This is a genomic window from Mixta theicola (assembly GCF_002895925.1).
GTDB lineage: Bacteria > Pseudomonadota > Gammaproteobacteria > Enterobacterales > Enterobacteriaceae > Mixta > Mixta theicola.
Genome location: NZ_NWUO01000002.1, coordinates 160628 through 186105, shown reverse-complemented (window position 1 = coordinate 186105; position 25478 = coordinate 160628). Strand labels below are relative to the sequence as shown.

The window sequence follows — 25478 nt, the reverse complement described above, 5'->3', positions numbered from 1 at the left end:
ATTCAACTATGTTCCAGGATAACCCGCTGCTTGCGCAGCTTAAAGAGAAGCTCCACGCCCAGACGCCGCGTGTGGAAGGGGTGGTAAAAGGCACCGAGAAAGGTTTCGGTTTCTTAGAAGTAGACGCGCAGAAAAGCTACTTTATTCCGCCGCCGCAGATGAAAAAAGTGATGGCGGGCGACCGCGTTATCGCTGCGGTGCAAACCGATAAAGATCGTGAAATTGCCGAACCGGAAACCCTGGTTGAGCCGTTCCTGACGCGCTTTGTTGGCCGGATCCAGAAAAAAGATGACCGCCTCTTCATCGTTCCCGATCATCCGCTGATTAAAGATGTCATTCCCTGCCGTCCGGTACGCAGCCTGCAACATGATTTTCAGGCCGGTGACTGGGCCGTGGCGGAAATGCGCCGCCATCCGCTGAAAGGCGACCGCAGTTTTTATGCTGAACTGACCGAATTTATCACCACCGGCGACGATCATCTGGCGCGTGGTGGGTGACACTGTCACGCCATAACCTTGAGCGTGAAGCGCCAGCGGAAACCTTCAGCGATATGCAGGATGAAAAGCTGGAGCGTGAAGATTTAACCGCGCTGAATTTTGTCACTATCGACAGCGCCAGCACCGAAGATATGGACGATGCGCTGTATGTCGAAGAGCTGGCGGATAATGCGCTACGCCTGACGATCGCCATCGCCGACCCAACCGCCTATGTGCCCGCAGACAGCAAGCTGGACGCCATCGCCGCCAGTCGTGCTTTTACTAACTATCTGCCGGGCTTCAATATCCCGATGCTGCCGCGCGAGCTGTCCGATAATGTCTGCTCGCTGCGCCCGAATGAGCGTCGTCCGGCGCTGGCCTGCCGTGTCACCGTAAGCCAGAACGGCGCGCTGTCTGACATACAGTTCTTTGCCGCCTGGATCGAATCTAAAGCCAAGCTGGTCTATGACGAAGTCTCCGACTGGCTGGAAAACAAGGGCGAGTGGCAGCCTGCCGCTGAAGAGGTAGCACAGCAAATCCGTTTGCTGCATCGTCTTTGCCTTTCCCGCGTGGAATGGCGTCAGCAAAACGCGCTGGTATTTAAAGACCGCCCGGATTACCGCTTCCTGCTGGGCGAGAAAGGCGAAGTGCTGGATATTATCGCTGAGCCGCGCCGTATCGCTAACCGCATCGTTGAAGAGGCGATGATCGCCGCGAACATCTGTGCGGCGATGGTACTGCGCGATAAGCTCGGTTTCGGCATCTATAACGTGCACCTGGGCTTTGACGCCGCCAATGCCGAGCAGGCAGCCGCCGTACTGGCTAATCACGGCGTGACCGCTGATGCAGCCGCTATGGCGACGCTGGAAGGCTTTATCCAGCTGCGACGCGAACTGGATGCGCAGCCGACCCAGTTCCTCGATAGCCGTATTCGTCGCTTCCAGTCCTTTGCTGAAATCAGCACCGAGCCAGGCCCGCACTTTGGTCTTGGCCTTGAGGCTTATGCCACCTGGACTTCCCCGATTCGTAAGTATGGCGATATGGTTAACCATCGTCTGCTGAAAGCGATTATTCGTGGCGAAAGCGCCTCGCGTCCGAATGATGAGGTTACGCTGAAGATGGGCGAGCGTCGTCGTTTGAACCGCATGGCGGAGCGCGACGTGGGCGACTGGCTGTATGCCCGCTTCCTGAACAAAGCGGCTGGCGCCGATACCCGCTTCAGCGCGGAAATCATCGATGTTTCCCGTGGCGGTATGCGCGTACGCCTGCTGGATAACGGCGCCGTTGCCTTTATCCCGGCTCCCTTTATCCATGCGGTGCGTGATGAACTGGTGTGCAGCCAGGAAAACGGCACTGTACAGATTAAGGGCGAAGTGGTTTACCGCGTTACCGATGTGATTGAGGTGACTATCGCTGAGGTCCGTATGGAAACGCGCAATATCGTGGCGCGCCCGGCGGCCTGATAATGTACTTAACGGGGCGGCCTGATGCCGCCTCGTTTTTTTAACTGCCTCTGAAATTAACCGTTCTCACCATCGCATTTCACAACTAAAACGCCTGCTTCCTCACACTTTTCTTAAATTTTCCTTTCTCTAACAAAAGTTTAAATTATTTTTACCTTGCTTCCTTTTTTCTTTCCTGTGGATTCAGCAAGGAGTTTGTCATGAAAAACGTCAAGACCGGTTTAATCTGGTTAGCCGTGGCGTTGATTGGCGCGTTTGCCTTCGCCATGCTGGCGATTAACCGCGGCGAGCCGGTTAATGCCGTCTGGCTGGTGGTTGCGGCAGTCGCCTGCTATAGCATTGCCTATCGCTTTTACAGCCTGTTTATCGCCCGGAATATCTTTGAACTTAACGATAGCCGCATAACGCCTGCCGAACGCTATAACGACGGTCTCGACTATGTGCCTACCAATAAATGGGTGCTGTTCGGTCACCATTTTGCCGCTATCGCCGGCGCCGGCCCGTTGGTTGGCCCGATCCTGGCCGCACAAATGGGCTTTCTGCCCGGCACCATCTGGATCCTGGTCGGCGTCATGCTGGCGGGCGCGGTGCAGGATTTCCTGGTGCTGTTTATCTCTACGCGGCGCGATGGCCGTTCGCTGGGCGAGATGGCGCGTCAGGAACTGGGCGCGTTTGCTGGCGTGATTACCATGCTCGGCGCGCTGGGAGTGATGATTATTATCCTGTCGGCGCTGGCGCTGGTGGTGGTAAAAGCGCTGGCCAACAGCCCGTGGGGCCTGTTTACCATCGCTGCGACCATCCCTATCGCCCTGCTGATGGGGATCTGGATGCGCTTTCTGCGTCCGGGGAAAATTGCTGAAGTTTCGCTTATCGGTTTTGTGCTGATGATGGCAGCGATTATTTACGGGGGCGATGTTGCACAGCACCCTTACTGGGGCCCGTTCTTTACGCTGAAAGGCACGACGCTGACCTGGGTGCTGGTGGGATATGGTTTTATCGCCTCGGTGCTGCCGGTATGGCTACTGCTGGCTCCGCGTGACTACCTCTCGACCTTTTTGAAAATCGGCGTCATCGTCGGCCTGGCCGTGGGAATTCTGTTCGCCATGCCAGAAATGAAGATGCCTGCCGTGTCGCGCTTTATTGACGGCAGCGGCCCGGTTTTTTCCGGCGCGCTGTTTCCTTTCCTGTTTATTACTATCGCCTGTGGCGCGATTTCCGGCTTTCATGCGCTGGTTTCCAGCGGCACCACGCCGAAGCTGGTCGAGCGGGAAAGTCATATCCGCTTTATCGGCTACGGCGCGATGCTGATGGAATCATTCGTGGCGATCATGGCGCTGATATGCGCCTCGGTTATTGAGCCTGGCGTTTACTTCGCTATGAACTCTCCGGCAGCGCTGATCGGCACGACGGTGGAGAACGCAGCGCAGGTGATTAACGGCTGGGGCTTTGTGGTGACGCCGGAAATGCTTACCACCATTGCCCGTGACGTGGGCGAAACCTCGGTGCTGTCGCGGGCCGGCGGCGCGCCAACTTTTGCCGTCGGGATGGCGCACATCATTTCCGAGATCTTTAACAGCCGCGCAATGATGGCGTTCTGGTATCACTTCGCCATTCTGTTCGAAGCGCTGTTTATCCTTACGGCGGTAGATGCCGGAACGCGCGCCTGTCGCTTTATGGTGCAGGATCTGGCGGGTACGCTGATCCCCAGCCTGGCTAATAATCGCTCCTGGCTGGGCAATATGGCCGGAACCACCGTAGCCGTTGCAGGCTGGGGCTTTTTTGTTTATCAGGGCGTAGTCGATCCGTTAGGCGGCATTAACACGCTGTGGCCACTGTTTGGCATCGGCAATCAGATGCTGGCTTCAATGGCGCTGATTCTCGGCACCGTGGTGCTGTTTAAAATGAAAAAGCAGCGCTATGCCTGGGTAACGATTCTGCCAACCGTCTGGCTATTTATTACCTCGATGACGGCAGGCTGGCAGAAAATTTTCCATGAAAAACCCGCCATCGGCTTTCTGGCGCAGGCGAAGAAATTCAGCACGGCGATTGATAACGGCACTGTTATCGCCCCGGCGAAAAGCGTGGCGGATATGCAAACCATTGTGCTGAGCAATCAAATTAACGCCGCCCTGTGCGCTTTCTTTATGCTGGTCGCGGTGACGATGCTGATCGCCGCCTTTTTCGTGATTCGCCGTGCGCTTAAAAGCGAGCGCCCGACGACCCAGGAAACAGATCCGGTGCTGCGTAAGGAGGTGCGTCATGTCTGAGTTGCTTCGCCCTGTCCCCACGCGACGTCAGATAGCGAAAATTCAACGCTGCCGTCCGCTGACAACATGTAGCGCCCCGCCGCCGCCGGGCTGGCGTCTGATCTGGCAGCGGCTGGTGCAAAGTTTTCGCCTGATGGTCGGCGTGCAGGATTATCAAAATTATCTGCATCATATGCGGCAGCAGCATCCTGCCGCCGTGCCAATGACGGAAAAGGAATTTCATCGCTATTGCCTTGAAGCGCGCTTCCCGGCAAAAGGCGGAAAAATGGGAAAATGCCCCTGCTAACAAACAGCTACTGTCACCTTTTCCCTTTGGCTGATAGTATCAACACGCAGAGCAAAGCTGCAGGCGCCGCATAAGCTGGCGCCTGTTTAACGTCCTGCCAGCGAAAAATGTTAATTTTTTACGGAAAAAAATAGCCTTCAGAATGCATAATGCTTATGTATTCAGTCATGAAGTATTACTAAACTTGTGATAGTCGCGCGATCTGCTTAACAGGATGGTTTGTATGCTTGAAGATCAGGGTCAAACATTGCTCTTTACGTTGTTTGGCACCCGCAGCCCTTACTGGCAGCTTACCTCCGACAGTGATGCCCTAAAACTTTCCCGGGAAGAACTGGCGGAAACGAACCTGGCCGTCCCGCTCACTGCTTCCCAGGCGCAGCTGCTGCGTGCGATGACGGTGGTAACCTCCAGCATAAACCTGGTGATAAATCTGCGTGGCGAAGAATTGCCAATGCATTTTGTCGGGCGCAAAGTCAATCAGGGAGAATGGGCCGGCACCGCGTCGGCGTGGGGCGACACCTCCTCCGTGGCGCGCGATTTAACCCAGGGTCTTTCTTTCGCTGAGCAGGTGGTTTCAGAAGCCAACTCGGTAATTGTGATCCTCGATCAGAACGGCAATATCCAGCGCTTTAACCGCCTCAGTGAAGAGTACACCGGGTTAAAAGAGCAAGAAGTCATCGGCCGTAACGTCTTTCAGCTTTTTATGACCCGCCAGGAAGCAGTGGCCTCACGCCGCAATATTACCGGCTTTTTCCGGGACGGCAGCTCTTATGAAGTGGAGCGCTGGATTAAAACGCGTAAGGGCCAGCGCCTGTTTCTGTTTCGCAATAAATTCGTCCACAGCGGCAGCGGTAAAAACGAAATATTCCTAATCTGTTCCGGCACCGATATTACTGAAGAACGCCGGGCGCAGGAGCGCCTGCGTATCCTGGCGAATACCGATACCGTTACCGGCCTGCCTAACCGTAACGCCATTCATCAGCGTATCAGCGAAGTGCTGGAAAAACGCAATGGGCAGCAGATCGGCGTGGTTTATCTGGATCTGGATAATTTTAAGAAGATCAACGACGCTTACGGCCATATGTTTGGCGATCAGCTGTTACAGGCGGTATCGCTGGCGGTGCTTACCTGCCTTGAGCCACAGCAAACGCTGGGCCGCCTCGGCGGCGATGAGTTTATCGTGCTGGCGGAAAACACGTCTCAAACTGCGCTGGAAGCGATGGCGCTACGCATTCTGTCTCGCCTGCGTCAGCCGTTCCGTATCGGCCTGATCGAAGTTTATACCGGCTGTTCGCTGGGCATTGCCCTGGCGCCGCAGCATGGCGAGGATCGCGATAGCCTGATACGCAATGCCGATACGGCGATGTATCACGCCAAAGAGTGCGGGCGCGGCCAGGCCTGCGTTTTTTCCGCAGAAATGAATCAGCGCGTCTTTGAATATGTTTGGCTGGATACCAATCTGCGTAAGGCGCTGGAACAACAACAGCTGATCGTTCACTATCAGCCCAAAATCGTTGCGGGCGACGTGGTGACGGGCGCCGAGGCGCTGGTGCGCTGGCTTTCACCGGAGCGCGGCCTGATCCCGCCCAATGAGTTTATTTCCTATGCCGAGGAGTCTGGCCTGATTGTGCCGCTTGGCCGCTGGGTAATGCTCACGGTGCTACAGCAGATTGTGACCTGGCGTCGTCAGGGGATCTATCTCCGCGTGGCGGTCAACGTCTCCGCGCGTCAGCTGATCGACCAAAGCATCTATAACGACCTGAAGCAGGCGCTGCAGCTTAACGGCATGAACTCCAGCCCGATTGATATTGAGCTGACTGAAAGCTGTCTGATTGAAAATGAACAGCAGACGCTGGCCATAATGCATCAGTTCCGTGAACTGGGCGCGGAGGTGCATCTGGATGATTTTGGCACCGGTTACTCATCGCTGTCGCAGCTGGCACGCGTGCCGATTGATGCCATTAAGCTGGATCAAAGCTTTGTGCGCAATGTACACGAACAGCCAATTGCCCAATCGCTGGTACGGGCGATCGTCGCGGTGGCTAAGGCGCTGAACCTGCGCGTGATCGCTGAAGGGATTGAAAATCAACAGGAAGAACAGTTTCTGCTGGAGAACGAGGTGGATGAACGCCAGGGCTACTATTACGCGAAGCCAATGCCCGCAGATAAACTGGAGCATTGGCTTGCTCAGCGTCTTGCCAAGACTTGATTAATCCCGTTAGCTTACTTTACGCAGCTGCGAACTGAGACGGTTTTGCAGCTGGACCAGGCGCTCCATATACGCCAGATCCTTTTCCTCAATGGTAAAAGCGTAATCCACCCAGTCTTCCGTAATATCCATCAGCTCGCCGCGGGTGAGCTGAAGCACGCGCTGACGGGCTTTCAGCATCGCCTTTACGCCGTTGAGCTTGGGCCGCAGCGTATCGATAAAGGTACGCGTGGCCCGATACCCCTCGCCCTGCTGGAACAGCCGATCGACCAGCCCGCGCGTTTCAAACCACTCCGCGGTATGACTTTCTCCTTCACAAATCAGCTCCTCGGCCAGCTTCATGCCGGCGCGACGCGCCACCAGTGAATAGCCGCCCATGCCGGGAAACAGGTTAAAGGCAATTTCCGGGAAGCCCATGCGGGCGTTATCTTGCGCCAGCAAAAAGTGATGGGCCAATGCCGCTTCGAAACCGCCACCCAGCGCGCTCCCCTCGACCATAGCAATGGTCACCGCGCCGACATCAAAACCGCGCGCTGCCGCATGAATGCAGTCAACGCAGGCACGAGCATAAGCGCGAAGCGCCTCGCGCCGGCCATTTTTTATGCACTCCACAAAGAAATTTAAATCACCGCCCGCGTTAAACATCGCCGGAACCAGCGATCCCGTAACCCAAAAATCGATGGGTAAACCGGAGCGCTGAGCGGCATAGCGCAGGTTCATGATCTCTTCGATAAGCGCGTGATTGAAGGAGGGCCGAGGTTCCGCACGCAGCATCATCCACATCGTGCGCCGCTCTTCTTCATACCAGGCATCCAGTTGAGTGGTCTGTCCAGATTCAGTAAACAGTCGGCAGGTAGGTTGGTTCATTAATGACATAATCTCATCCTCGGTATAGTTGATGCGTTAAACGCAACACCAGCCTAATGCAGAGTGAGACAACACTGAATGAGCGACTGATTTTTAAGTAAAAAATAAAAAAAATCCCGCCTTAGCGGCGGGTGAATTTTTGAGCGCGATTATTTAATCGCTGCGCGTTGACCGGCTGCCGCGCGATGCCGTTTCACCTGCTTCGAATAAACCGCAGTAATCATTGGCACTAACAGCGACGTCACGATAACTGCGGTGGCGACCAGCGCCGTAGCGGCTGGCGCTACCGCCTTAAACTGCGGCACCATCTCTGCAATCAATACCGGCGTCGCCACCAGCGCCAGCGTTGACAACCCGGCCAGCATACCTACTTCAAAGCCGTTTTCCGGCATCACTCGGGAGGCAATCGCGGCTACAACCCAGGCCACGGCAATCTTCGTCACCACCAGCGTGCCCGATTTACGCAGCACGGTGCCGGTGGCGCTTAATTTTATCGATGCGCCCATACAAAAGAACCAGACGGCCAGAACAGGCACGGTTCCGCTCATCAATCCGTTGGTAAAAGATGCAAAGTACTTACCCGCCCCAGGAGAAAAAGTATGGCAAAGCGCCCCTGAAAACAGGGGTACCAGCATCATTCCACCCGGAATTTTATCGATAGCACGTTTGATTTGCATGTTGTCTTCCACCCTTGTTGAGCAAGATGTTGGAACGATCCTGCAACGCCCGTCTGGGCAACGGTCAGCAACATAGCGTGATTATCGATCGGGAAAAGTGATCTTCTCCTGTATTTTAAAATGGTGTTTCAATATTAAAGAACTGATCTTTTTCTTTTGCGCGAAGCATCAACTTTTTTGCCCATAGTAAGCGTTAGCGCCATGCTTACGCAGCCAGTGTTTATCCAGCAATGTCTGCTGCATTGCCGGCAATGCTGGCGTGATTTGTTGGCTAAACAGCGCCATATAGGCCACCTCTTCCAGCACCACTGCGCTATGGACCGCATCTTTAGCGCTTTTGCCCCAGGCGAAAGGCCCATGTGAATGTACCAGCGCGGCCGGAACCGCTAACGGTGCAATATCCCTCTGACGCAGCGTTTCGATAATCACCTGACCGGTTTCCCATTCATAGCGCTCGGCAATTTCTTCATCGGTCATCATGCGGGTACAGGGGATCGGGCCATAAAAATCATCGGCGTGCGTGGTTCCCCAGGCGGGAATATCACGTCCGGCCTGCGCCCAGATGGTCGCGTGTCGCGAATGGGTATGCACAATGCCGCCAACGTCCGGCCATGCCAGATAAAGTGCCCGATGAGTATCGGTATCGGATGAAGGACGCTTATCGCCTTCCACCACCTCTCCGTTTTCCAGCGCGACTACCACCATATCGTCGCGTTTCATGGCTTCATAGCTGACGCCGGAGGGCTTGATAACCAGCAAACCGCGTTCACGATCGATAGCGCTGACGTTGCCCCAGGTAAACGTCACCAGATTGTGTTCAGGCAGCGCCAGATTGGCTTCAAGCACCTGCTCTTTGAGTTCTTCCAGCATAATATTTCCATCCACCCTTCTGTAAATACACTATTGTTATGGGGCTGGTGGAGTAAAGGTATGGAAGCGCTGGCTGATTAGATGGCACGATCTGGCTGACAAGAGATTTTTGTGCAGCTAATTAGGAGTTTTTAACCTGTTGTAACTTTTGGTAGTGCCTATAATTAATCAAGGCAATTGAACCGTGGGTGATAATTAGCACCCTTAGTTTTAGTAACAACAATTGCTGTTCCTGACGTAAACAGACGATCGGAAATCAACCGCGTTCTGCCGCATCAACGGCTAAACAGGGAGATGTTCCGCGCCAAAATAAACGGTCAGCGAACCTGAGACGCAGAGTAACCCGACTATACTTGAAGGGTTTCCTCTGTGAGCAACAATTAAGGAGAAGTAATTATGACTAACAATGCAAAACGCATTTCCGCTACCGTGCTGGCCGTTGTCGTTGCCCTGTCTTTAACCGGCTGCAGCAACTGGTCTAAACGCGACCGTAACACGGCAATTGGCGCTGGCGCTGGTGCTATTGGCGGCTCCGTGCTGACCAACGGCAGCGGTCTGGGCACTATCGGCGGCGCTGCCGTCGGCGGGATCATTGGTCATCAGATTGACTAAGCTTTAACATAACTATAATTCAAGGCTACGCAGCGCATCTACCCATATGATAAGGCCGTTCAATGAACGGCCTTGTTTTTTCAGCCTCCGGCCAGTTTGACCTTCAACCCCTTCGCTTCCAGCAGGCTTTTTAATTCATCGCGTTTGTCGCCCTGAATCTCGATAAGCCCCTCTTTCGCCGCTCCGCCGCAGCCGCACTTTTTCTTTAGCTCCGCCGCCAGCTTGTTAAGCTCCCCGTCGTCCAGATCCAGGCCGGTAATGATACAAACGCCTTTACCCTTGCGTCCGCTGGTTTGACGTTGGATGCGGACAATGCCGTCGCCTTTAGGGCGCGGGGCTTCGCTTTCCGGCTGAGTAATGCGGCCGCTGTCAGTGGAGTAAACCAGCGGATTGTCTTTACTCATACTTCCTCCCGCAGTGATGCCAGAATAGCCTGTAGCGTGGCTGCCGGATCGGCAGATTGGGTGATCGGGCGTCCGATTACCATATAGTCAACGCCCGCCTGCTGCGCCTGTAGCGGCGTCATAATACGACGCTGGTCGCCCGCCTCGCTGCCGGCGGGACGAATCCCTGGCGTAACCAGCTTAAAGCCGCCGCCAAACTGCTGCTTAAACGCTGACGCTTCATGTGCGGAACACACCACGCCGTCCAGCCCGCACTGCTGTGTCAGACGCGCCAGGCGCGCTGCATGTTCAGCCGGCGTCGCCGTAATTCCCAGATCGTGCAGATCGGTTGCTTCCATACTGGTCAACACCGTTACCGCGATCAGCAGCGGCGCATCTTTACCGAAAGAGGTTAACGCTTCACGTGCGGCATTCATCATACGCGCCCCACCGCTGGCGTGTACGTTAACCATCCAGACTCCCAAATCGGCGGCGGCGGCAACCGCGTGCGCCGCGGTATTCGGAATATCATGGAATTTCAGATCGAGGAATACCTCAAAACCACGCTGATGCAGATCGCGGACCAGCTGAGGCCCGAAAAGCGTGAACATTTCTTTGCCTACTTTTAATCGGCAACTGGCCGGATCGATACCATCCACAAAGGCCAGCGCCCGGTTACGGTCAGCGTAATCAAGCGCGACCAGAACAGGCGAATCAAGTCGATTTTGAGGTTGAGACATCTCTATTCCTTCAACAATGAGGCACCGCATGGCGCAGGAGAAAACGGCAAGCATTCTACCTGCCACGGGCGATGGAAAACAGCCTTAACCTGTAGCATGGACGGCCATAGTTGGCCTGCCAGGCGAATTGTCCTCGCGGTAAAGGCGATTTTCTTGTGATGAATTATTAGTATGTTGTAACTAATAGCGGAGGCGTAATCCAGTAATAAACCGGTTACCGCAGCATATTATTGCTTATTGGCCATCCAGCCCGCGTATAGGCTTAACGGTTGACCAGGCGCGGCAGGATGGACAATGCCAGTAAAGCGCATGCGCCGTAAAGCCGCATTTCTGGCAGCGATAGCGCGGTTTGGTACGAATCTGCTCGCCCACCATATCACGCAGCACCATCAGGCTCTCTTTGGCGCGGCCATCTTCCGCCTCGTGCAGGTGGAAATCCATCAGGCGATGAAAAACGCGCATGGTAGGATGTCGCTGCAGCTGACGGTTAATATAAACCTGCGCGACGTCTGCGCCCTGCTCGCGTTCCAGAATATCCGCCAGGTAAAGCTCCGCCAGCGCGCCGGTGTTCTCTTCTACACAGCGGCGCAGATAATCAGCCCAGACGAGCGGCTGTTCCAGCTGTTGATAACAGTTTTCCAGCATATCCAGCGTTTCGCTGACCAGCTCTTTATCCTGTTCAATAACGCGCTGCAGGTGACCCGCGGCTCGGGCGTAATCGCCTTTCGCCTAAAAATACGTCCCATCATGATGGAAACGCGCGCGCTCTGGCGATCGGCAGCCTCCCCTTTTTTTAGCAGATTAAGCGCACGGTCAAGATCGTCACTGCCCATCGCCAGCAAAGCCAGCTCGCAGTAAAAGTGCGCAATTTCCATCTGATGATGGCTTTTGCCCAGCTTAATCAGCCGTTCAGCAACGTCTATCGCTTTCTGCCAGTCGCTGGTGGCCTGGTAAATAACCAGCAGCTGCTGGAGCGCGCTAAGGCGAAAATCGGTTTCGTCAGTCAGCTGACCGAACATCTCTTCAGCCCGATCGTATAGCCCCGCCGCCATATAATCGCGGCCCAGCTGCTGCACTGCCAGCAGACGCTGTTCATAGCTCAGGGAGGCGCTTTCCATCAGGGATTGATGAATGCGTATCGCGCGATCCACTTCGCCGCGCGAGCGGAACAGATTACCCAGCGTCAGGTGCGCTTCCACCGTGCCGCTGTCCTCTTTCAACATATCCAGGAACAGATCGACCGCTTTATCCTGCTGGTTTGAAAGCAGAAAGTTTACGCCGGTCACATAGTCTCGTGACAGACGATTAGCCTCCTGCTGCTTATCCTGCTGCGCACTTCTGCGCCCCATGTACCAGCCATAGGCAGCGGCCACGGGCAGTAACAGAAACAGCAGTTCCAACATCGGGAGTTATTCCTTGACGACGGTCGGTTGTGGCGAAGCCACGCTTTCGGTCTGAACAGTTTGCTGCTGCAGACGCTTGAGTTTACGCTGCGCGTTAGCCAGTGATACGCGGACGCGCAGCCAGAAAAGACCACAGATTGCCCAGCCCAGCACAAACCCTGCGCCAAATAGCGAAGCCAGTAAGGTGGAAATTCGGTATTCGCCCTGCGCAATCAGAAAATTAAACGAGACAACCTGGTCATTATGAGCGCCAAGCGTAACGGAGATAATGAATATCACCAGAACCAGTAAAAAGATCAGTAAATATTTCACATTTCGTCCTGTAATTCGGTGTAAGCCAAAGGATTATGCCAAAAATGTTATAAGGATGCTTGCTGAGATGCCGGATAAAGTCGCTATCTCAGCAAAAATTTGTTTTCTCGCTTAGGTTATGGGGCCAAAAAGCAGCTTTGCAATCATGATTCTTTATCCTGCTCGCGCTGGGCGATTTCCTGATGCTCATCGGGCGGGATCGTCAGCGGACCACAAAGGCGCTGCGCCAGCCAGCAAGCCAGCGTCACCAGCAGCCAGCTAATCCACGTGGCCACCAGCAGATCACGCGGCCAGTGCATTCCTAACAGCACCCGGCTTCCCATAACCGCAACGGCCCAAATCATCAGGATCGCCACGGTTTTACGATGGCGACGCGGCCACAGCAGGCCCACGCCCAGCAGCGCCCAGCTGGCGGCAAATAGGGTATGTCCTGACGGAAAGGCAAAGCCCGTTTCAAACGCCCAGTGACGTTTCAGCCACGGCGGGATATGGCTATCATCCGCCACCAGTCGCTCCACCATCTGGCCGCGCGCCTGACGATCCAGCTGATAAAACTTATCGCCGGGAATGCCGTGGTTTTTTTCCAGCCACAGCACATAGGGACGCGGCTCTTGCACCCGCGCTTTAATAACGGATTTCGTGTATTGCCCGGCCAGAATAGCGGCAATCATCACCACCAACAGAAACAGCGCAGGTTTTAAACGAAAGCGCAGGCACCATAAAAACCAGGCGCACAGTATGGCGCTGGTCAGAATTCCCCACGGGCGCGTCACGGTCTCCGTCATCCAGAACAGCAAACGTAACCCCAAACCGCTGGCGCCTGGTTGCCATTGCCAGCCGGAAAGCCACAGTAATAACGGCATAACCGACAGCAACAGAGCGCCGAAGGCGGTGCGTTTCGCTATTTCCAGCATGTTGCTTCCTTGTCATTAATAAGCCTGTAAGCATTTACGCGAACAGCATCTAATATTAGTTTATAAATTAAGCACATAACCATAATTCCGTGGATAATCGTGCGTTATCGCATTAATCGCCGTGACGTATTACCCGTACGCAGACGGGTTATGGCAAAATAGACGTCATGATTTCGGTCAAGTTGGCCAACAGGCGCTACCTTGATGATAGCGCAACCTAAGATGGTTCTGGAGAGTCACATGCAGCTTAAACGGGTGGCAGAAGCTAAACTGCCCACGCCCTGGGGCGATTTCCTCATGGTGGGATTCGAAGAATTGGCTACCGGCCACGACCACGTGGCGCTGGTATTTGGTGATATTAATAACAGTGAGGCGGTGCTGGCGCGCGTGCATTCTGAATGCCTGACCGGCGATGCGCTGTTTAGCCTGCGTTGCGATTGCGGCTTCCAGCTGGAAGCGGCGCTGAACGCCATTGCCGAAGAAGGTCGCGGCGTTCTGCTTTATCATCGCCAGGAAGGCCGTAACATTGGCCTGCTGAATAAGATCCGCGCCTACGCGCTGCAGGATAAAGGCTACGATACCGTTGAGGCGAATCACCATCTGGGATTTGCCGCAGACGAGCGCGATTTTACCCTCTGCGCCGATATGTTTAAGCTACTGGGCGTCAATGAAGTGCGGTTGCTGACCAACAATCCGCGCAAGGTAGAGATTCTGAGCGAGGCCGGGATTAATATCGTTGAGCGCGTACCGCTGATCGTGGGTCGTAATCCCAAGAATGCGCACTATCTGGATACTAAAGCGGAAAAAATGGGGCATCTGCTGCCTAAATCCTGATGAAAACGCCGGGCATTCAGGGATAGTAGACCTTAGCATCCCCCTGAATGCCCGGCGCGTATTCAGTTCAGCATATTACGAATGACATAATGCAAGATGCCGTCGTTCTGATAATAGGTGAGTTCATTACCGGTATCGATACGGCAGCGCGTCTCCAGCACTTCTCTGCCGCCGTCCGGGCGCGTAATCGTTACTTTTACCGTGCCGCCAGGCTGCAAATCGGTCAGATTTTCAATATCAATCAGCTCATCGCCGCTCAGGTTTAACGTCTTGCGCGTAACGCCCTGCGGGAACTCCAGCGGTAAAATACCCATGCCAATCAGGTTGGAACGGTGGATGCGCTCAAAGGATTCACAGATAACCACCCGAACGCCAAGCAGACGCGGCCCTTTCGCTGCCCAGTCACGGCTGGAGCCGGAGCCATATTCCTTGCCGGCTATCACCGCCAGCGGCACGCCCTGCTGCTGATAAATCATCGCGGCGTCATAAATCGACATCGGCTCCCCGTTCGGCACCACGCGGGTAAAACCGCCTTCGACCCCCGGCACCATTTCGTTGCGAATACGAATATTGGCGAACGTACCGCGCATCATGACCTCATGGTTGCCGCGGCGTGAACCGTAGGAGTTAAAATCGCCGCGCTCTACGCCACGATTAAGCAAATAGCGGCCAGCGGGGCTTTCCGCTTTGATGCTGCCGGCCGGGGAAATATGATCGGTTGTCACCGAGTCGCCCAGCATCGCCAGAATGCGCGCGCCTTTAATATCTTTCACCGGTTGCGGCGTTTTTTCCATATCGTCAAAGAAAGGCGACAGACGAATATAGGTTGAGCCTTCATCCCAGTCGTAGGTGGCCGCCTCACTGACTTTAATCTGCTGCCATTCTGGCGTTCCGTCAAAGACTTCGGCGTACTCCTTATGGAACATATCACTGGAGACCTGCTGTACCGCGGCGGTGATTTCATCAGGCGTTGGCCAGATATCACGTAAATAAACCGGCTTGCCGGTTTTATCTTCTCCGAGAGGCTCGTTTTGCAGGTTGATATTCATATTGCCCGCCAGCGCATAGGCGACAACCAGCGGCGGTGAAGCGAGCCAGTTAGTTTTGATCAGCGGATGTATACGACCTTCAAAGTTACGGTTGCCTGACAGTACGGCCCCCACCGTCAGATCGCCCTCTTTAATCGCGCGCTCAATATTCTCCGGCAACGGACCTGAATTACCGATACAGGTGGTGCAGCCGTAGCCCGCCAGGTTAAAGCCCAGCTTATCGAGATAAGGCGTAAGACGTGCGGTAGCCAGATAATCGGATACCACTTTTGAGCCGGGCGCCAGTGAAGCTTTGACCCAGGGCTTGCGCTGCAGGCCGAGCGTGACCGCTTTTTTCGCCAGCAGGCCGGCGGCCATCAGCACGCTTGGGTTAGAGGTGTTGGTACAGGAGGTAATCGCGGCGATAGCGACCGCGCCGTCGGTTAACTGACGTTCCTGCTCACCGTCGCGATAGGTTACCGCACGATGTTCTTTTTGCGCATGGTTCACTTCCAGCTCGTTACTTTGCTGAAAGGCCTGCGGCACGTCGCCCAGCGAGACACGATCCTGCGGACGTTTCGGACCGGCAAGGCTGGCTTCAACCTCATTCATATCCAGCACTAACGTACTGGTAAAGATCGGCTCCTCGCCCGGATTGCGCCATAATCCCTGCGCTTTGGCATAGGCTTCCACCAGCGCAGCCTGTTCGCTGCTTCTGCCGGTCAGTTTCATATAGCCGATGGTAACGTGATCGACAGGAAAGAAACCGCAGGTTGCGCCATACTCCGGCGCCATATTCGCAATGGTGGCGCGATCCGCCAGCGGCAAATCATCCAGCCCGTCGCCATAAAATTCAACGAACTTACCGACAACCCCGTGCTTACGCAGCATTTGCGTAACGGTCAGCACCAGGTCAGTCGCGGTGATACCCGCGCGCAGTTTTCCTGTCAGCTTAAAACCCACCACGTCCGGAATCAGCATGGATACCGGCTGCCCCAACATCGCCGCTTCCGCTTCAATGCCGCCAACGCCCCACCCCAGCACGCCAAGACCGTTAATCATGGTGGTATGGGAATCGGTGCCGACTAACGTATCCGGATAAGCAATACGCCTGCCCTCCTGCTCTTCATGCCAGACGGCCTTGCCTAAATACTCCAGGTTTACCTGATGACAAATCCCGGTGCCGGGCGGCACGACGCGGAATTTATCGAAAGCCTTTTGTCCCCAGCGCAGGAAGACGTAACGTTCATGGTTACGCTCCATTTCCAGCCGGACGTTTTCTTCAAAAGCATTATCATCCCCGAAGTGGTCAACGGTAACGGAATGATCGATAACCAGATCGACCGGCGAAAGCGGATTCACTTTCGCCACATCGCCACCCAGGCGTTTTACCGCTTCGCGCATGGCCGCTAAATCGACCACTGCCGGCACGCCGGTAAAATCCTGCATCAGCACGCGTGCGGGACGATAAGCAATTTCACGATCGGCATGGGCATTTTTTTGCCAGTCGGCAAGCGCCTGAATATCCTCAGCCGTAACGGAACTCTCATCCTGCCAGCGCAGCAGGTTTTCCAGTAGCACCTTCAGGGATTTAGGTAAACGGGAGAGATCGCCCAACTGCTGAGCGGCACGTGGAAGACTATAAAAATGGTAGCGTTGCCCATCTACGTCCAGCGTGTCCTGACTTTTATCTCGCAGGGATAACGACATAGCTCCTCCTTTTTATAATGCGCTTAATAACCTGATGATTAACAAGGTCTGTGTTAAACATAGTACAAACTATGATTAACGTTTTGATAACAACACAAATAGACACATTGAAAGGGAGCAAGGCGCAGAAAGCAAAACGCCCCGCTGAAAACAGACGGGGCGCTAAGAAGGAAAGAGAGTGAGAGAAGGTTCTTATTGCATTAATAACCAGGCTGCTGCTATCCAAACTAATAAAGAATAGGCGGAAGCGCTAAACAATGGAAACAGATTAATATTCATCAGGCACCCTCTCAGGTTGATTTCCGACCAATAAGTCGCTGAACAACGAATCTATTTAACGACAGCAATAGATTCTACCGAATGCTGTAATTGGTTAATTTTATCGGGCAAAGTGCGGTGCCCCGATCGGTTTGCCGATCAACAGAAAGGAAAAAATGAATACTTATTTCAGGTTATAAGATAAATGCGAATAATTATGTTTTATTTATTATTATCGAGCATTAATTCAATAAAGCTGCGTTGCGCATCATTAAGATTCCACGCTTCCGGAATCGTAACCTTATCCTGTACTTTGGGTTTGCAACTGGCCGTTTTTAATTTGCGGACCGGCTGCGTTTTAAGCGGCAATGCTTGTTCCCACATAATTAACTCCAGATTTGCCAAACCATTAAGGCAACAACTGTCCAGAACAGGCCACACGCGGCAAATACTGCCAACCAGGCTTTACGACGGGTGCTGCTGCCACTTTTTGCCACCTTGGTGGCATTGCCCTGTACGCCAGGTTGTATTGAAATTCTCATAGCCATAGTTTTTGATAATCACTCTCAGTAAAACGATTGTTAACTTCAATCAGCTTTTAGGAGAAATCCTAAACATTTTAAGACCAAAAATCCAGCTATTTTTGTTGAGCTAAACGATTAGAGTAATTTATCGTTCGTTAAATTTCATATTAGCAAACCTTAACTTCCTTGCCATTTTTTAATCTCTCCTTAAGTCAAATATGCTTTAGAAAATAACTAACCGATCCAGTTAATTCCTGATAAAAATTTTCTGAATCCCTTACTGGCTGCCGTTACGGGTTCGGTTTAACTTGAGTATGAGAATTGTCCTGGCGGTGCGCAAAATTCCCCGTATAAAAATGTGTACTGTTTCTCATTTAATTAATAACAATTAAAAAACATGTGATGAATGTTTCATTTACAGAAAAATGATCCTAAAGATTCCAAAATTTGTGCAATTGGCTGGTATTAAAGGCAAAAGGCCGCTTGCAGCGGCCTTATTTCCCTTCTATTTTTAGGGTTATCTTATTTAAACGGCAGGCGAATATCTTTAAACATCGCTTCTATATCTTCATTTGAGCGTAACGCAACCGCCGTATCCACCACGTCACGCGTCAGGTGTGGCGCAAAACGTTGAATAAAATCATACATATAGCTACGTAAAAAAGTGCTACGGCGGAAACCGATTTTTGTCGTGCTGTTAGTGAAAATTTCAGCCGCTTCAATACGCACCAGATCGGGATCGGCAACCGGGTCAACCGCCATACTGGCAATAACGCCGACGCCCAGCCCAAGCCGGACATAGGTTTTAATCACATCGGCATCGGTAGCGGTAAAGACGATACGCGGCGTTAAGCCTGCACGGTTAAACGCCGTATCCAGTTCTGAACGGCCGGTAAAGCCAAAGGTGTAGGTTACCAGCGGATATTCCGCCAGCTCTTCGATGGTCACATCGTTTTTTCCCGCCAGCGGATGATCGGGCGTAACGACAATAGCGCGGTTCCAGTGGTAGCAAGGCAGCATAATAAGATCGTCATACAGATGCAGCGCCTCGGTGGCGATAGCAAAGTCAGCGTTTCCTTTTGATACCGCTTCGGCAATTTGTGTCGGCGATCCCTGATGCATATGCAGCGAGACGCGCGGATAACGCTCAATAAACCCTTTAATCACGCCGGGAAGCGCATAGCGTGCCTGCGTATGGGTAGTGGCGACGTACAGTGAGCCCTTATCCGGCCAGGTATGCTCACCGGCTACCGATTTAATGGCATCGACTTTTGAAAGGACTTCGCGCGCAATGCGGATAATTTCCTCGCCAGCAGGCGTAACCTGAGTCAGATGTTTACCGCTGCGGGCAAAAATCTGAATGCCCAGCTCATCCTCCAGCATCCGCACCTGCTTACTGATGCCTGGCTGCGAAGTATAAAGCCCTTCCGCGGTTGATGAGACATTCAGATTATGATTAACCACTTCCACGATGTAACGCAGCTGTTGCAATTTCATAGGTATTCATCCCGGATAAAGTCACGCACTAAACCCGCGCGCGACCCGGGAAAACTCTCAGGAAAAGGCGCTTGTCGGGCGAGTTATAGCGATAGGAGATTTCAGAATTAATGCTATAACAACTATAACATTTTTATGACTGATGTATAGCTTTTAGCTATAAGCGAGCCAGAAAAAGGCCAGTCAGAGACTGGCCTTAAGGCGATAGCACAAATTTTCCTGGCGTTTAGCGTTTTATTCCCATAAGCGCTGAGCAACAGTAGAAAAAAAGAGGCTTATTTTTCCGTCACGCGCCATTCGCCATCAACATAAAAAGCTGACCAGCCGGTGGCTTTGCCCTCTTTTTCGGAGCTGACGTACTGCTGTTTGGTTTTACGACTAAAACGCACCAGCGTTTTATTTCCTTGATCGTCGGTGGCTGGCGCATCAGCAAGATAACGCAGCTTTTCCGGTAACCGATCGCGGAAGCGTTGCAGCTCCTCCACCAGCGGCGCACGGGTTTCACGTGATTTCGGGAAAGTATTGGCTGCCAGGAAGACGCCTGCCGCACCGTCACGCAGGACAAAATAAGCGTCTGATTTCTCGCAGGGCAGCTCCGGTAAAGGCACCGGATCTTCCTTCGGCGGCGCAACTTCACCATTACGTAAAATTTTGCGGGTGTTTTTGCAATCGTCGTTAGTACAGGCCATGTATTTGCCAAAGCGTCCCATTTTCAGGTGCATTTCGGAACCGCATTTTTCGCACTCAACAATCGGTCCGTCATAGCCTTTAATGCGGAATTCGCCCTGTTCAATCTCGTAGCCGTCGCAGCTGGGGTTGTTACCACACACGTGCAGCTTACGATGATTATCGATCAGGTAGCTGTCCATGGCCGTACCGCATTTCTGACAGCGACGACGCGCGCGCAGCGCATTAGTTTCCGCATCATCCCCTTCCAGAATATTCAGAACTTCATTTTCCGGAATCAGGTTAATGGTTTGCTTACAACGCTCTTTCGGCGGTAAGGCATAGCCGGAGCAACCAAGGAAAACGCCGGTGCTGGCGGTGCGAATGCCCATTTTACGGCCACAGGTAGGGCAGTCGATAGTAGTCAGCACCATCGGGTTCGGCTGCATGCCGCCCTCTTCCGGATCTTTTTCCGCCTGATCCAGCTGCTTGCTGAAATCGGCAAAGAAATTATCCAGTACCGCTTTCCACTCGGCCTGGTCATTGGCAACCTGGTCGAGGTTATCTTCCATATGCGCGGTAAAATCGTAGCTCATCAAATCACGGAAGTTCTCTTCCAGTCTGTCCGTTACGATTTCACCCATTTTTTCCGCATAAAAGCGGCGGCTTTCCACGCGGACATAGCCACGATCCTGAATGGTAGAAATAATCGACGCGTAGGTGGACGGACGACCAATCCCGCGTTTTTCCAGCTCACGCACCAGCGAAGCCTCGCTGAAGCGCGCCGGTGGCTTGGTAAAGTGCTGGCTCGGATTTAGCTGCTGCAGGCTCAGTTCATCGCCGATCTCAATGGCTGGCAGAATACGATCTTCATCGCCTTTACGCAGCGCAGGCATCACTTTAGTCCAGCCGTCAAAGCGCAGGATGCGACCTTTCGCTTTCAGTTTGAAATCGTCGGCCGCTACCGTCAGCGTGGTGGAATCATACTGTGCCGGCACCATCTGGCAGGCCACGAACTGGCGCCAGATAAGCTGATAAAGCTTCTGGGCATCCGCTTCCATATCTTTCAGCTGTTCGGCCTGGATCGTCACATCGGATGGACGTATCGCTTCGTGCGCCTCCTGTGAATTCTCTTTGCTGGCGTAGGCGTTGGCCGTTTTCGGCAGATACTTATCGCCAAAATTAGACTCAATATAGCCACGCGCCATCGCTACGGCATCCTGGCTCAGGTTGGTAGAATCGGTACGCATATAGGTAATATGGCCCGCTTCGTACAAACGCTGCGCCAGCGCCATGGTTCTTTTAACGCCAAAGCCGAGACGGGTACTGGCCGCCTGCTGCAGCGTAGAGGTGATAAAAGGCGCGCCCGGCTTGCTGCTGGTCGGCCGGTCTTCACGATCTTCTACGCGAAAACGTGCGTTTTCCAGCAGGCTAACCGCCGCCTGCGTCTGTTCTTTATTAACCGGTCGGAACGGCTTCTCACCCCGATGCGTTACCTGCATCGGTAAATCGCTGCCCTTCGGCGTGGTAAGATCGGCGCTCAGTTCCCAATACTCTTCCGGCACGAAAGCTTTAATTTCACGCTCGCGCTCCACCACCAGCCGCACCGCAACCGACTGCACGCGTCCAGCGGAAAGCCCACGGGCAATCTTTTTCCACAGCAGCGGGGAAACCATATAACCCACCACGCGATCCATAAAGCGGCGGGCCTGCTGAGCGTTAACCCGCTCAATATTAAGTTCGCCAGGTTTTTCAAAGGCCTGGCGAATCGCATTTTTGGTAATTTCGTTAAAGACTACGCGGCTGAAGCGCTTATCGTCGCCGCCGATGATTTCCCGCAGGTGCCAGGCGATGGCTTCCCCTTCGCGGTCAAGGTCGGTTGCGAGATAGATATGATCGGCTTCCTGCGCCAGCGTTTTCAGTTCGGCAACGACTTTCTCTTTACCGGGCAAAATTTGATAGTCAGCTTTCCAGCCGTGCCACGGATCGACGCCCATACGGTTAACCAGCGCCGTTTTTTCATCTTTCTTCGCTTTTTTGGCTGGCTTAGCGTCAGCGCTCTTTTTCACCGTCGAGCCACTGGTCGGCAAATCACGTATATGACCCACGCTGGACTTAACCACGTAGTCTTTACCGAGATATTTATTAATCGTTTTGGCCTTTGCCGGGGACTCGACTATTACGAGAGCTTTACCCATATTTACCTTTACCTGATGAATACGTCCGAATGTAATGATGGCGTTTTCCAGCGTTGCCAGTCAGCGTGTCAACCTATATTGCAGCGGATCAGAAAGAATTCAACCTGGCCTGATTTAAAGCAGGCAATCCAATACATGACAGTTTATGCTACTGATTAGCAGGCGCTTTTAGCCGGAATCCGACGCTTCTTGCTACCTGCGTAAAGCCATTTTTACGCCCGGACACTGAAACGCCCACACTGTACCTGATAAAAACGGATACGCAACTTAATTAGCATCTCGTCTGGTTTTACGCCACCTTTGACGCTTTTTTCCGCCGTACGAATAACCGCACTTAATTTGCGGTTAGCGGCAACAGACCAGTAATATAGAAGAGAATTATAATCTGTCAAAATGGGATTAAATAATGAACACAAAAACGATCGCGCTTTCTCGCGAGGAAATACTTGAAAAAGCCAACGCGCTCATCCACGAGCATGACGATTATTTTGCCGGTATCAGCGCCAGCGAGGTGGAACAAAATGGTCAGCTGCTGATTTTTCGCGGCAACTATTTCCTCGATGAAAACGGGCTGCCTACGGCCAAAAGCACGGCGGTATTTAACGTATTTAAAGCGCTGACGGTGACGCTCTCAGAGAAATATCATCTGGCCGATTAACGCCCGGACCCGCCGGGCGGTAATGGTTTACAGCAGCGGTTTGTCGCCACGCTGCCACAGCTTCAACAGCTGGCGAGCAGCGCTGTCGGCGGCGCTTTGCGTAAAGCGATCCATCAACTTTTTACGGCGCATGTAACGCACGCTGACGACGCTGAAATGTTCCATGCGGGCAATAATAATATCGTCGCTGGTTCCTAACCCATCAATCAGCTGTTTTTCCAGCGCCTGGCTACCGTACCAGTGCTCACCGGTCGCCACCCGATCTATATCTAATACCGGACGCATTTGCTGAACAAACTGTTTAAACAGCAGATGCGTTTCATTGAGATCTTCGCGAAACTTATTACGTCCCTGCTCGGTATTTTCGCCGAACAGCGTCAGCGTACGCTTATATTCACCGGCAGTGTGCAGCTCCACATCGATATTGTTGCGCTTCAACAGACGATTGAAATTAGGTACCTGCGCTACCACGCCGATCGATCCAATAATGGCAAAAGGCGCGGCGATAATTTGATCGGCTACGCAGGCCATCATATAGCCGCCGCTGGCGGCGACTTTATCCACCGCCACCGTTAAACGAATATTCTTTTCCCGCAGACGCTGCAGCTGCGAGGCCGCCAGTCCGTAGCCATGCACCACGCCGCCCGGACTTTCCAGCCGCAGCAGAACCTCATCCTGCTCATGCGCCACCGCCATCACCGCGGAAATTTCTTCCCGCAGCGACGTGACCTCACCGGCATCCATGCTGCCCCTGAAGTCTAAAACGTACAGCACAGGCTTTTTCTCCACGCCGGGAAGGCCCTGTTTCGCCCGCTGCTTAGCGGCTTTCGCTTCCTGTTTCTGCTTTTTCTTATCCGCCTTATGGCGCAGCTTTTGCTCCTGCGGCGGCAGTAACGCCAGCTGCATGGCTTGTTTCATTTCACGATAGCGCTCGTTAAGCTGCGTGACCTGCAGCTGCCCGCTTTGTCCGCGCTTGCGTTGCGTAACGTTAATCAGAATCAGGGCAATCGCCGCAACAGCGACCACCACGGTGACGACTTTCGCTAAAAATAGTGCATAGAAGAACAGTAAATCCATTCGATCCGCCTTTGTTAATGTCCTTTCTGAAACCTGGTAGTGTAGCCGAGTCGGCCTACCTCGTCGCCTGTAAAGCGGCTCGCCGCGGGGAAATGGGCGCTGTGACATTGAACTGAAGATATTTTTCAGGCATAACTCCCCCTTAGATCTTCTCAGCCCCGCGCTGAACCCTTACTCGCCGAGGAAGACGTTTTGCATTATCAACCGAAAAGCGATCTGCTTAATCATCGAATTATTCTTGTCACCGGCGCCAGCGACGGTATTGGCCGTGAAGCTGCGCTAACCTACGCTCGCTATGGCGCGCAGGTTATTTTGCTGGGTCGCAATGCGGAAAAGCTCCAGCGCGTCGATGATGAAATCCGCGCGCTGGGCAAAGCGACGCCGCTGGTGCGTATTCTCGATCTGGCTGCGGCGACGCCGGAAAGCTGTCATCAGTTCGCCAGTGAACTGGCGCAGCAGGTTCCGCGTCTGGATGGCGTGCTGCATAATGCCGGTCTGCTGGGTGAAATCGTACCGCTTGCCGATCTCTCGCCTGAGGTATGGCAGCAGGTGATGCGCGTGAATGTCGATGCCATCTTTTTCCTGACCCAGGCGCTGCTGCCGCTGCTGCTGAACTCAGACGCGGGATCGCTGGTTTTTACCAGTTCCAGCGTAGGCCGTGTCGGCCGCTTCGGCTGGGGCGCTTACGCCGTATCAAAGTTTGCCACTGAAGGCATGATGCAGGTGCTGGCTGAAGAGTATAAAAATCGTAATCTGCGGGTTAACTGCATCAATCCAGGCGGAACCCGCACCAAAATGCGCGCCAGCGCTTTTCCTGAAGAAGATGCGGGCAAGCTGAAAACGCCAGCGGAAATTATGCCTATCTATCTTTATCTGATGGGCGATGACAGCCGCCGCAAAACCGGTATCAGCTTTGATGCGCAGCCGGGACGCAAGCCGGGGCCGGCAGAATAATGGCCGCGGACGATCGTCACCAGCAGCGGCAACAGCGCCTGAAAGAACAGGTTGACGCCCGCATCGTCGCCGCCAGCGAAACGCGTGGCATTTTGCTGGTGTTTACCGGCAACGGCAAAGGAAAAACCACCGCCGCCTTTGGCACCGCGACACGGGCCGTGGGGCATCAGAAAAAGGTCGGCGTGATTCAGTTTATTAAAGGCGAGTGGCCGAACGGCGAGCGTAACCTGCTGGAACCGCACGGCGTTGAGTTCCAGGTTATGGCGACCGGTTTTACCTGGGAAACCCAGGATCGCGCGGCGGATACCGAGGCCTGCCTTGCCGTCTGGCAACATGCGCGGCGTATGCTGCAGGATCCAACGCTCGATCTGGTTATCCTGGATGAAATAACCTATATGCTCAGCTTCGGTTATCTGCCGCTGGCAGAGGTTATCGCTGCGCTACGCCAGCGCCCCGCTCATCAAAGCGTGGTTATTACCGGGCGCGGCTGCCATCGCGATATTCTGGAACTGGCGGATACGGTAAGCGAAATGCGGCCGGTTAAGCACGCTTTTGATGCGGGTATTCAGGCACAGCAGGGAATTGACTGGTAGAA

Annotated in this window: 21 protein-coding genes and 3 pseudogenes; 9 read left to right on the top strand and 15 right to left on the bottom strand. The window is 53.6% G+C overall.

Features of this window, described 5'->3' with window-relative positions; translation table 11 throughout:
• Positions 1 to 8: 8 nt before the first annotated feature.
• The 4 genes and pseudogenes from COO59_RS03450 (at position 9) to pdeR (ending at position 6701) form a co-directional block, all read left to right on the top strand.
• Positions 9 to 1939: pseudogene (locus COO59_RS03450) on the top strand (exoribonuclease II).
• Between the two features lie 200 nt (positions 1940 to 2139).
• The gene (locus COO59_RS03445; protein WP_103058450.1) at positions 2140 to 4206 is read left to right on the top strand and encodes a carbon starvation CstA family protein; all 2067 of its coding nucleotides are present in this window, start codon (positions 2140 to 2142) and stop codon (positions 4204 to 4206) included.
• Entirely contained in the window at positions 4199 to 4492 is a 294-nt protein-coding gene (locus COO59_RS03440; protein WP_103058449.1) for a YbdD/YjiX family protein, read from the top strand. The genes COO59_RS03445 and COO59_RS03440 overlap by 8 nt, the downstream gene beginning before the upstream one ends.
• Positions 4493 to 4715: 223 nt before the next feature.
• Positions 4716 to 6701, top strand: a complete 1986-nt coding sequence (pdeR, locus tag COO59_RS03435) for a cyclic di-GMP phosphodiesterase (protein WP_103058448.1) — start codon at positions 4716 to 4718, stop codon at positions 6699 to 6701.
• 9 nt (positions 6702 to 6710) lie between these two features.
• On the opposite strand, the gene COO59_RS03430 is transcribed toward pdeR, so the two are convergent.
• The 4 genes and pseudogenes from COO59_RS03430 to araD all read right to left on the bottom strand — a co-directional run bounded on the left by COO59_RS03430 (position 6711) and on the right by araD (position 9115).
• Positions 6711 to 7577, bottom strand: a complete 867-nt coding sequence (locus COO59_RS03430; RefSeq protein WP_103058447.1) for a crotonase/enoyl-CoA hydratase family protein — start codon at positions 7575 to 7577, stop codon at positions 6711 to 6713.
• A 140-nt stretch (positions 7578 to 7717) separates the two neighbouring features.
• Entirely contained in the window at positions 7718 to 7903 is a 186-nt protein-coding gene (locus tag COO59_RS21720; RefSeq protein WP_457920507.1) for a 2-keto-3-deoxygluconate permease, read from the bottom strand.
• Positions 7898 to 8245: pseudogene (locus COO59_RS03425) on the bottom strand (2-keto-3-deoxygluconate permease); the annotation flags it as partial. The gene COO59_RS21720 and the pseudogene COO59_RS03425, both read right to left, overlap by 6 nt.
• Before the next feature lie 168 nt (positions 8246 to 8413).
• Positions 8414 to 9115, bottom strand: coding sequence for an L-ribulose-5-phosphate 4-epimerase (gene araD / locus COO59_RS03420; RefSeq protein ID WP_103058445.1), 702 nt, complete (start codon positions 9113 to 9115; stop codon positions 8414 to 8416).
• Between the two features lie 396 nt (positions 9116 to 9511).
• Here araD and osmB point away from each other — a divergent pair, with 396 nt between their 5' ends.
• Positions 9512 to 9727, top strand: coding sequence for an osmotically-inducible lipoprotein OsmB (osmB, locus tag COO59_RS03415; protein ID WP_103058444.1), 216 nt, complete (start codon positions 9512 to 9514; stop codon positions 9725 to 9727).
• 80 nt (positions 9728 to 9807) lie between these two features.
• Here osmB and yciH read toward each other — a convergent pair whose 3' ends face one another.
• The 5 genes and pseudogenes from yciH to pgpB all read right to left on the bottom strand — a co-directional run bounded on the left by yciH (position 9808) and on the right by pgpB (position 13479).
• Positions 9808 to 10131, bottom strand: a complete 324-nt coding sequence (gene yciH, locus COO59_RS03410) for a stress response translation initiation inhibitor YciH (RefSeq protein WP_103058443.1) — start codon at positions 10129 to 10131, stop codon at positions 9808 to 9810.
• Positions 10128 to 10850 (bottom strand): orotidine-5'-phosphate decarboxylase, encoded by a 723-nt coding sequence (gene pyrF, locus COO59_RS03405; RefSeq protein ID WP_103058442.1) that lies wholly within the window; start codon positions 10848 to 10850, stop codon positions 10128 to 10130. Before pyrF ends, yciH begins: the two co-directional genes overlap by 4 nt.
• A gap of 234 nt (positions 10851 to 11084) precedes the next feature.
• Positions 11085 to 12253, bottom strand: a pseudogene (lapB, locus tag COO59_RS03400) (lipopolysaccharide assembly protein LapB).
• A gap of 6 nt (positions 12254 to 12259) precedes the next feature.
• Positions 12260 to 12565 (bottom strand): LapA family protein, encoded by a 306-nt coding sequence (locus COO59_RS03395; RefSeq protein WP_103058441.1) that lies wholly within the window; start codon positions 12563 to 12565, stop codon positions 12260 to 12262.
• A gap of 143 nt (positions 12566 to 12708) precedes the next feature.
• Positions 12709 to 13479: a phosphatidylglycerophosphatase B gene (gene pgpB, locus COO59_RS03390; RefSeq protein ID WP_103058440.1), complete on the bottom strand. Its 771-nt coding sequence runs from the start codon at positions 13477 to 13479 to the stop codon at positions 12709 to 12711.
• A 240-nt stretch (positions 13480 to 13719) separates the two neighbouring features.
• On the opposite strand from pgpB, the gene ribA reads away from it, so the two are divergent.
• On the top strand, positions 13720 to 14313 hold the full coding sequence (gene ribA, locus COO59_RS03385; protein ID WP_103058439.1) for a GTP cyclohydrolase II: 594 nt from the start codon (positions 13720 to 13722) through the stop codon (positions 14311 to 14313).
• 62 nt (positions 14314 to 14375) lie between these two features.
• Here ribA and acnA read toward each other — a convergent pair whose 3' ends face one another.
• The 5 genes from acnA to topA all read right to left on the bottom strand — a co-directional run bounded on the left by acnA (position 14376) and on the right by topA (position 22194).
• Complete coding sequence (gene acnA, locus COO59_RS03380; protein WP_103058438.1) at positions 14376 to 17051, bottom strand: aconitate hydratase AcnA; 2676 nt, start codon at positions 17049 to 17051, stop codon at positions 14376 to 14378.
• A 480-nt stretch (positions 17052 to 17531) separates the two neighbouring features.
• Positions 17532 to 17693 carry a hypothetical protein gene (locus COO59_RS20860; protein ID WP_165786480.1) on the bottom strand — a complete coding sequence of 54 codons (162 nt, stop codon included), beginning with the start codon at positions 17691 to 17693 and terminating at the stop codon, positions 17532 to 17534.
• A gap of 2 nt (positions 17694 to 17695) precedes the next feature.
• Positions 17696 to 17851, bottom strand: a complete 156-nt coding sequence (locus COO59_RS03375) for a YmiA family putative membrane protein (RefSeq protein WP_322791059.1) — start codon at positions 17849 to 17851, stop codon at positions 17696 to 17698.
• Positions 17852 to 18355: 504 nt separating this feature from the next.
• Positions 18356 to 19330, bottom strand: a complete 975-nt coding sequence (gene cysB / locus COO59_RS03370; RefSeq protein ID WP_103058436.1) for an HTH-type transcriptional regulator CysB — start codon at positions 19328 to 19330, stop codon at positions 18356 to 18358.
• Between the two features lie 275 nt (positions 19331 to 19605).
• Positions 19606 to 22194: a type I DNA topoisomerase gene (gene topA, locus COO59_RS03365; RefSeq protein ID WP_103058435.1), complete on the bottom strand. Its 2589-nt coding sequence runs from the start codon at positions 22192 to 22194 to the stop codon at positions 19606 to 19608.
• 406 nt (positions 22195 to 22600) lie between these two features.
• Between topA and COO59_RS03360 the strand changes: the two genes are divergently transcribed.
• Positions 22601 to 22852: a DUF2498 family protein gene (locus COO59_RS03360; RefSeq protein ID WP_103058434.1), complete on the top strand. Its 252-nt coding sequence runs from the start codon at positions 22601 to 22603 to the stop codon at positions 22850 to 22852.
• Positions 22853 to 22879: 27 nt separating this feature from the next.
• Here the strand turns inward: COO59_RS03360 and sohB are convergent, their stop codons facing one another.
• Complete coding sequence (gene sohB / locus COO59_RS03355; protein ID WP_103058433.1) at positions 22880 to 23929, bottom strand: protease SohB; 1050 nt, start codon at positions 23927 to 23929, stop codon at positions 22880 to 22882.
• 192 nt (positions 23930 to 24121) lie between these two features.
• Here sohB and COO59_RS03350 point away from each other — a divergent pair, with 192 nt between their 5' ends.
• Together COO59_RS03350 and cobO are read left to right on the top strand one after the other, a co-directional pair.
• Positions 24122 to 24883 carry a YciK family oxidoreductase gene (locus COO59_RS03350; RefSeq protein WP_103058432.1) on the top strand — a complete coding sequence of 254 codons (762 nt, stop codon included), beginning with the start codon at positions 24122 to 24124 and terminating at the stop codon, positions 24881 to 24883.
• Entirely contained in the window at positions 24883 to 25476 is a 594-nt protein-coding gene (gene cobO / locus COO59_RS03345; RefSeq protein WP_103058431.1) for a cob(I)yrinic acid a,c-diamide adenosyltransferase, read from the top strand. The genes COO59_RS03350 and cobO overlap by 1 nt, the downstream gene beginning before the upstream one ends.
• The last annotated feature ends 2 nt before the right edge of the window (positions 25477 to 25478 follow it).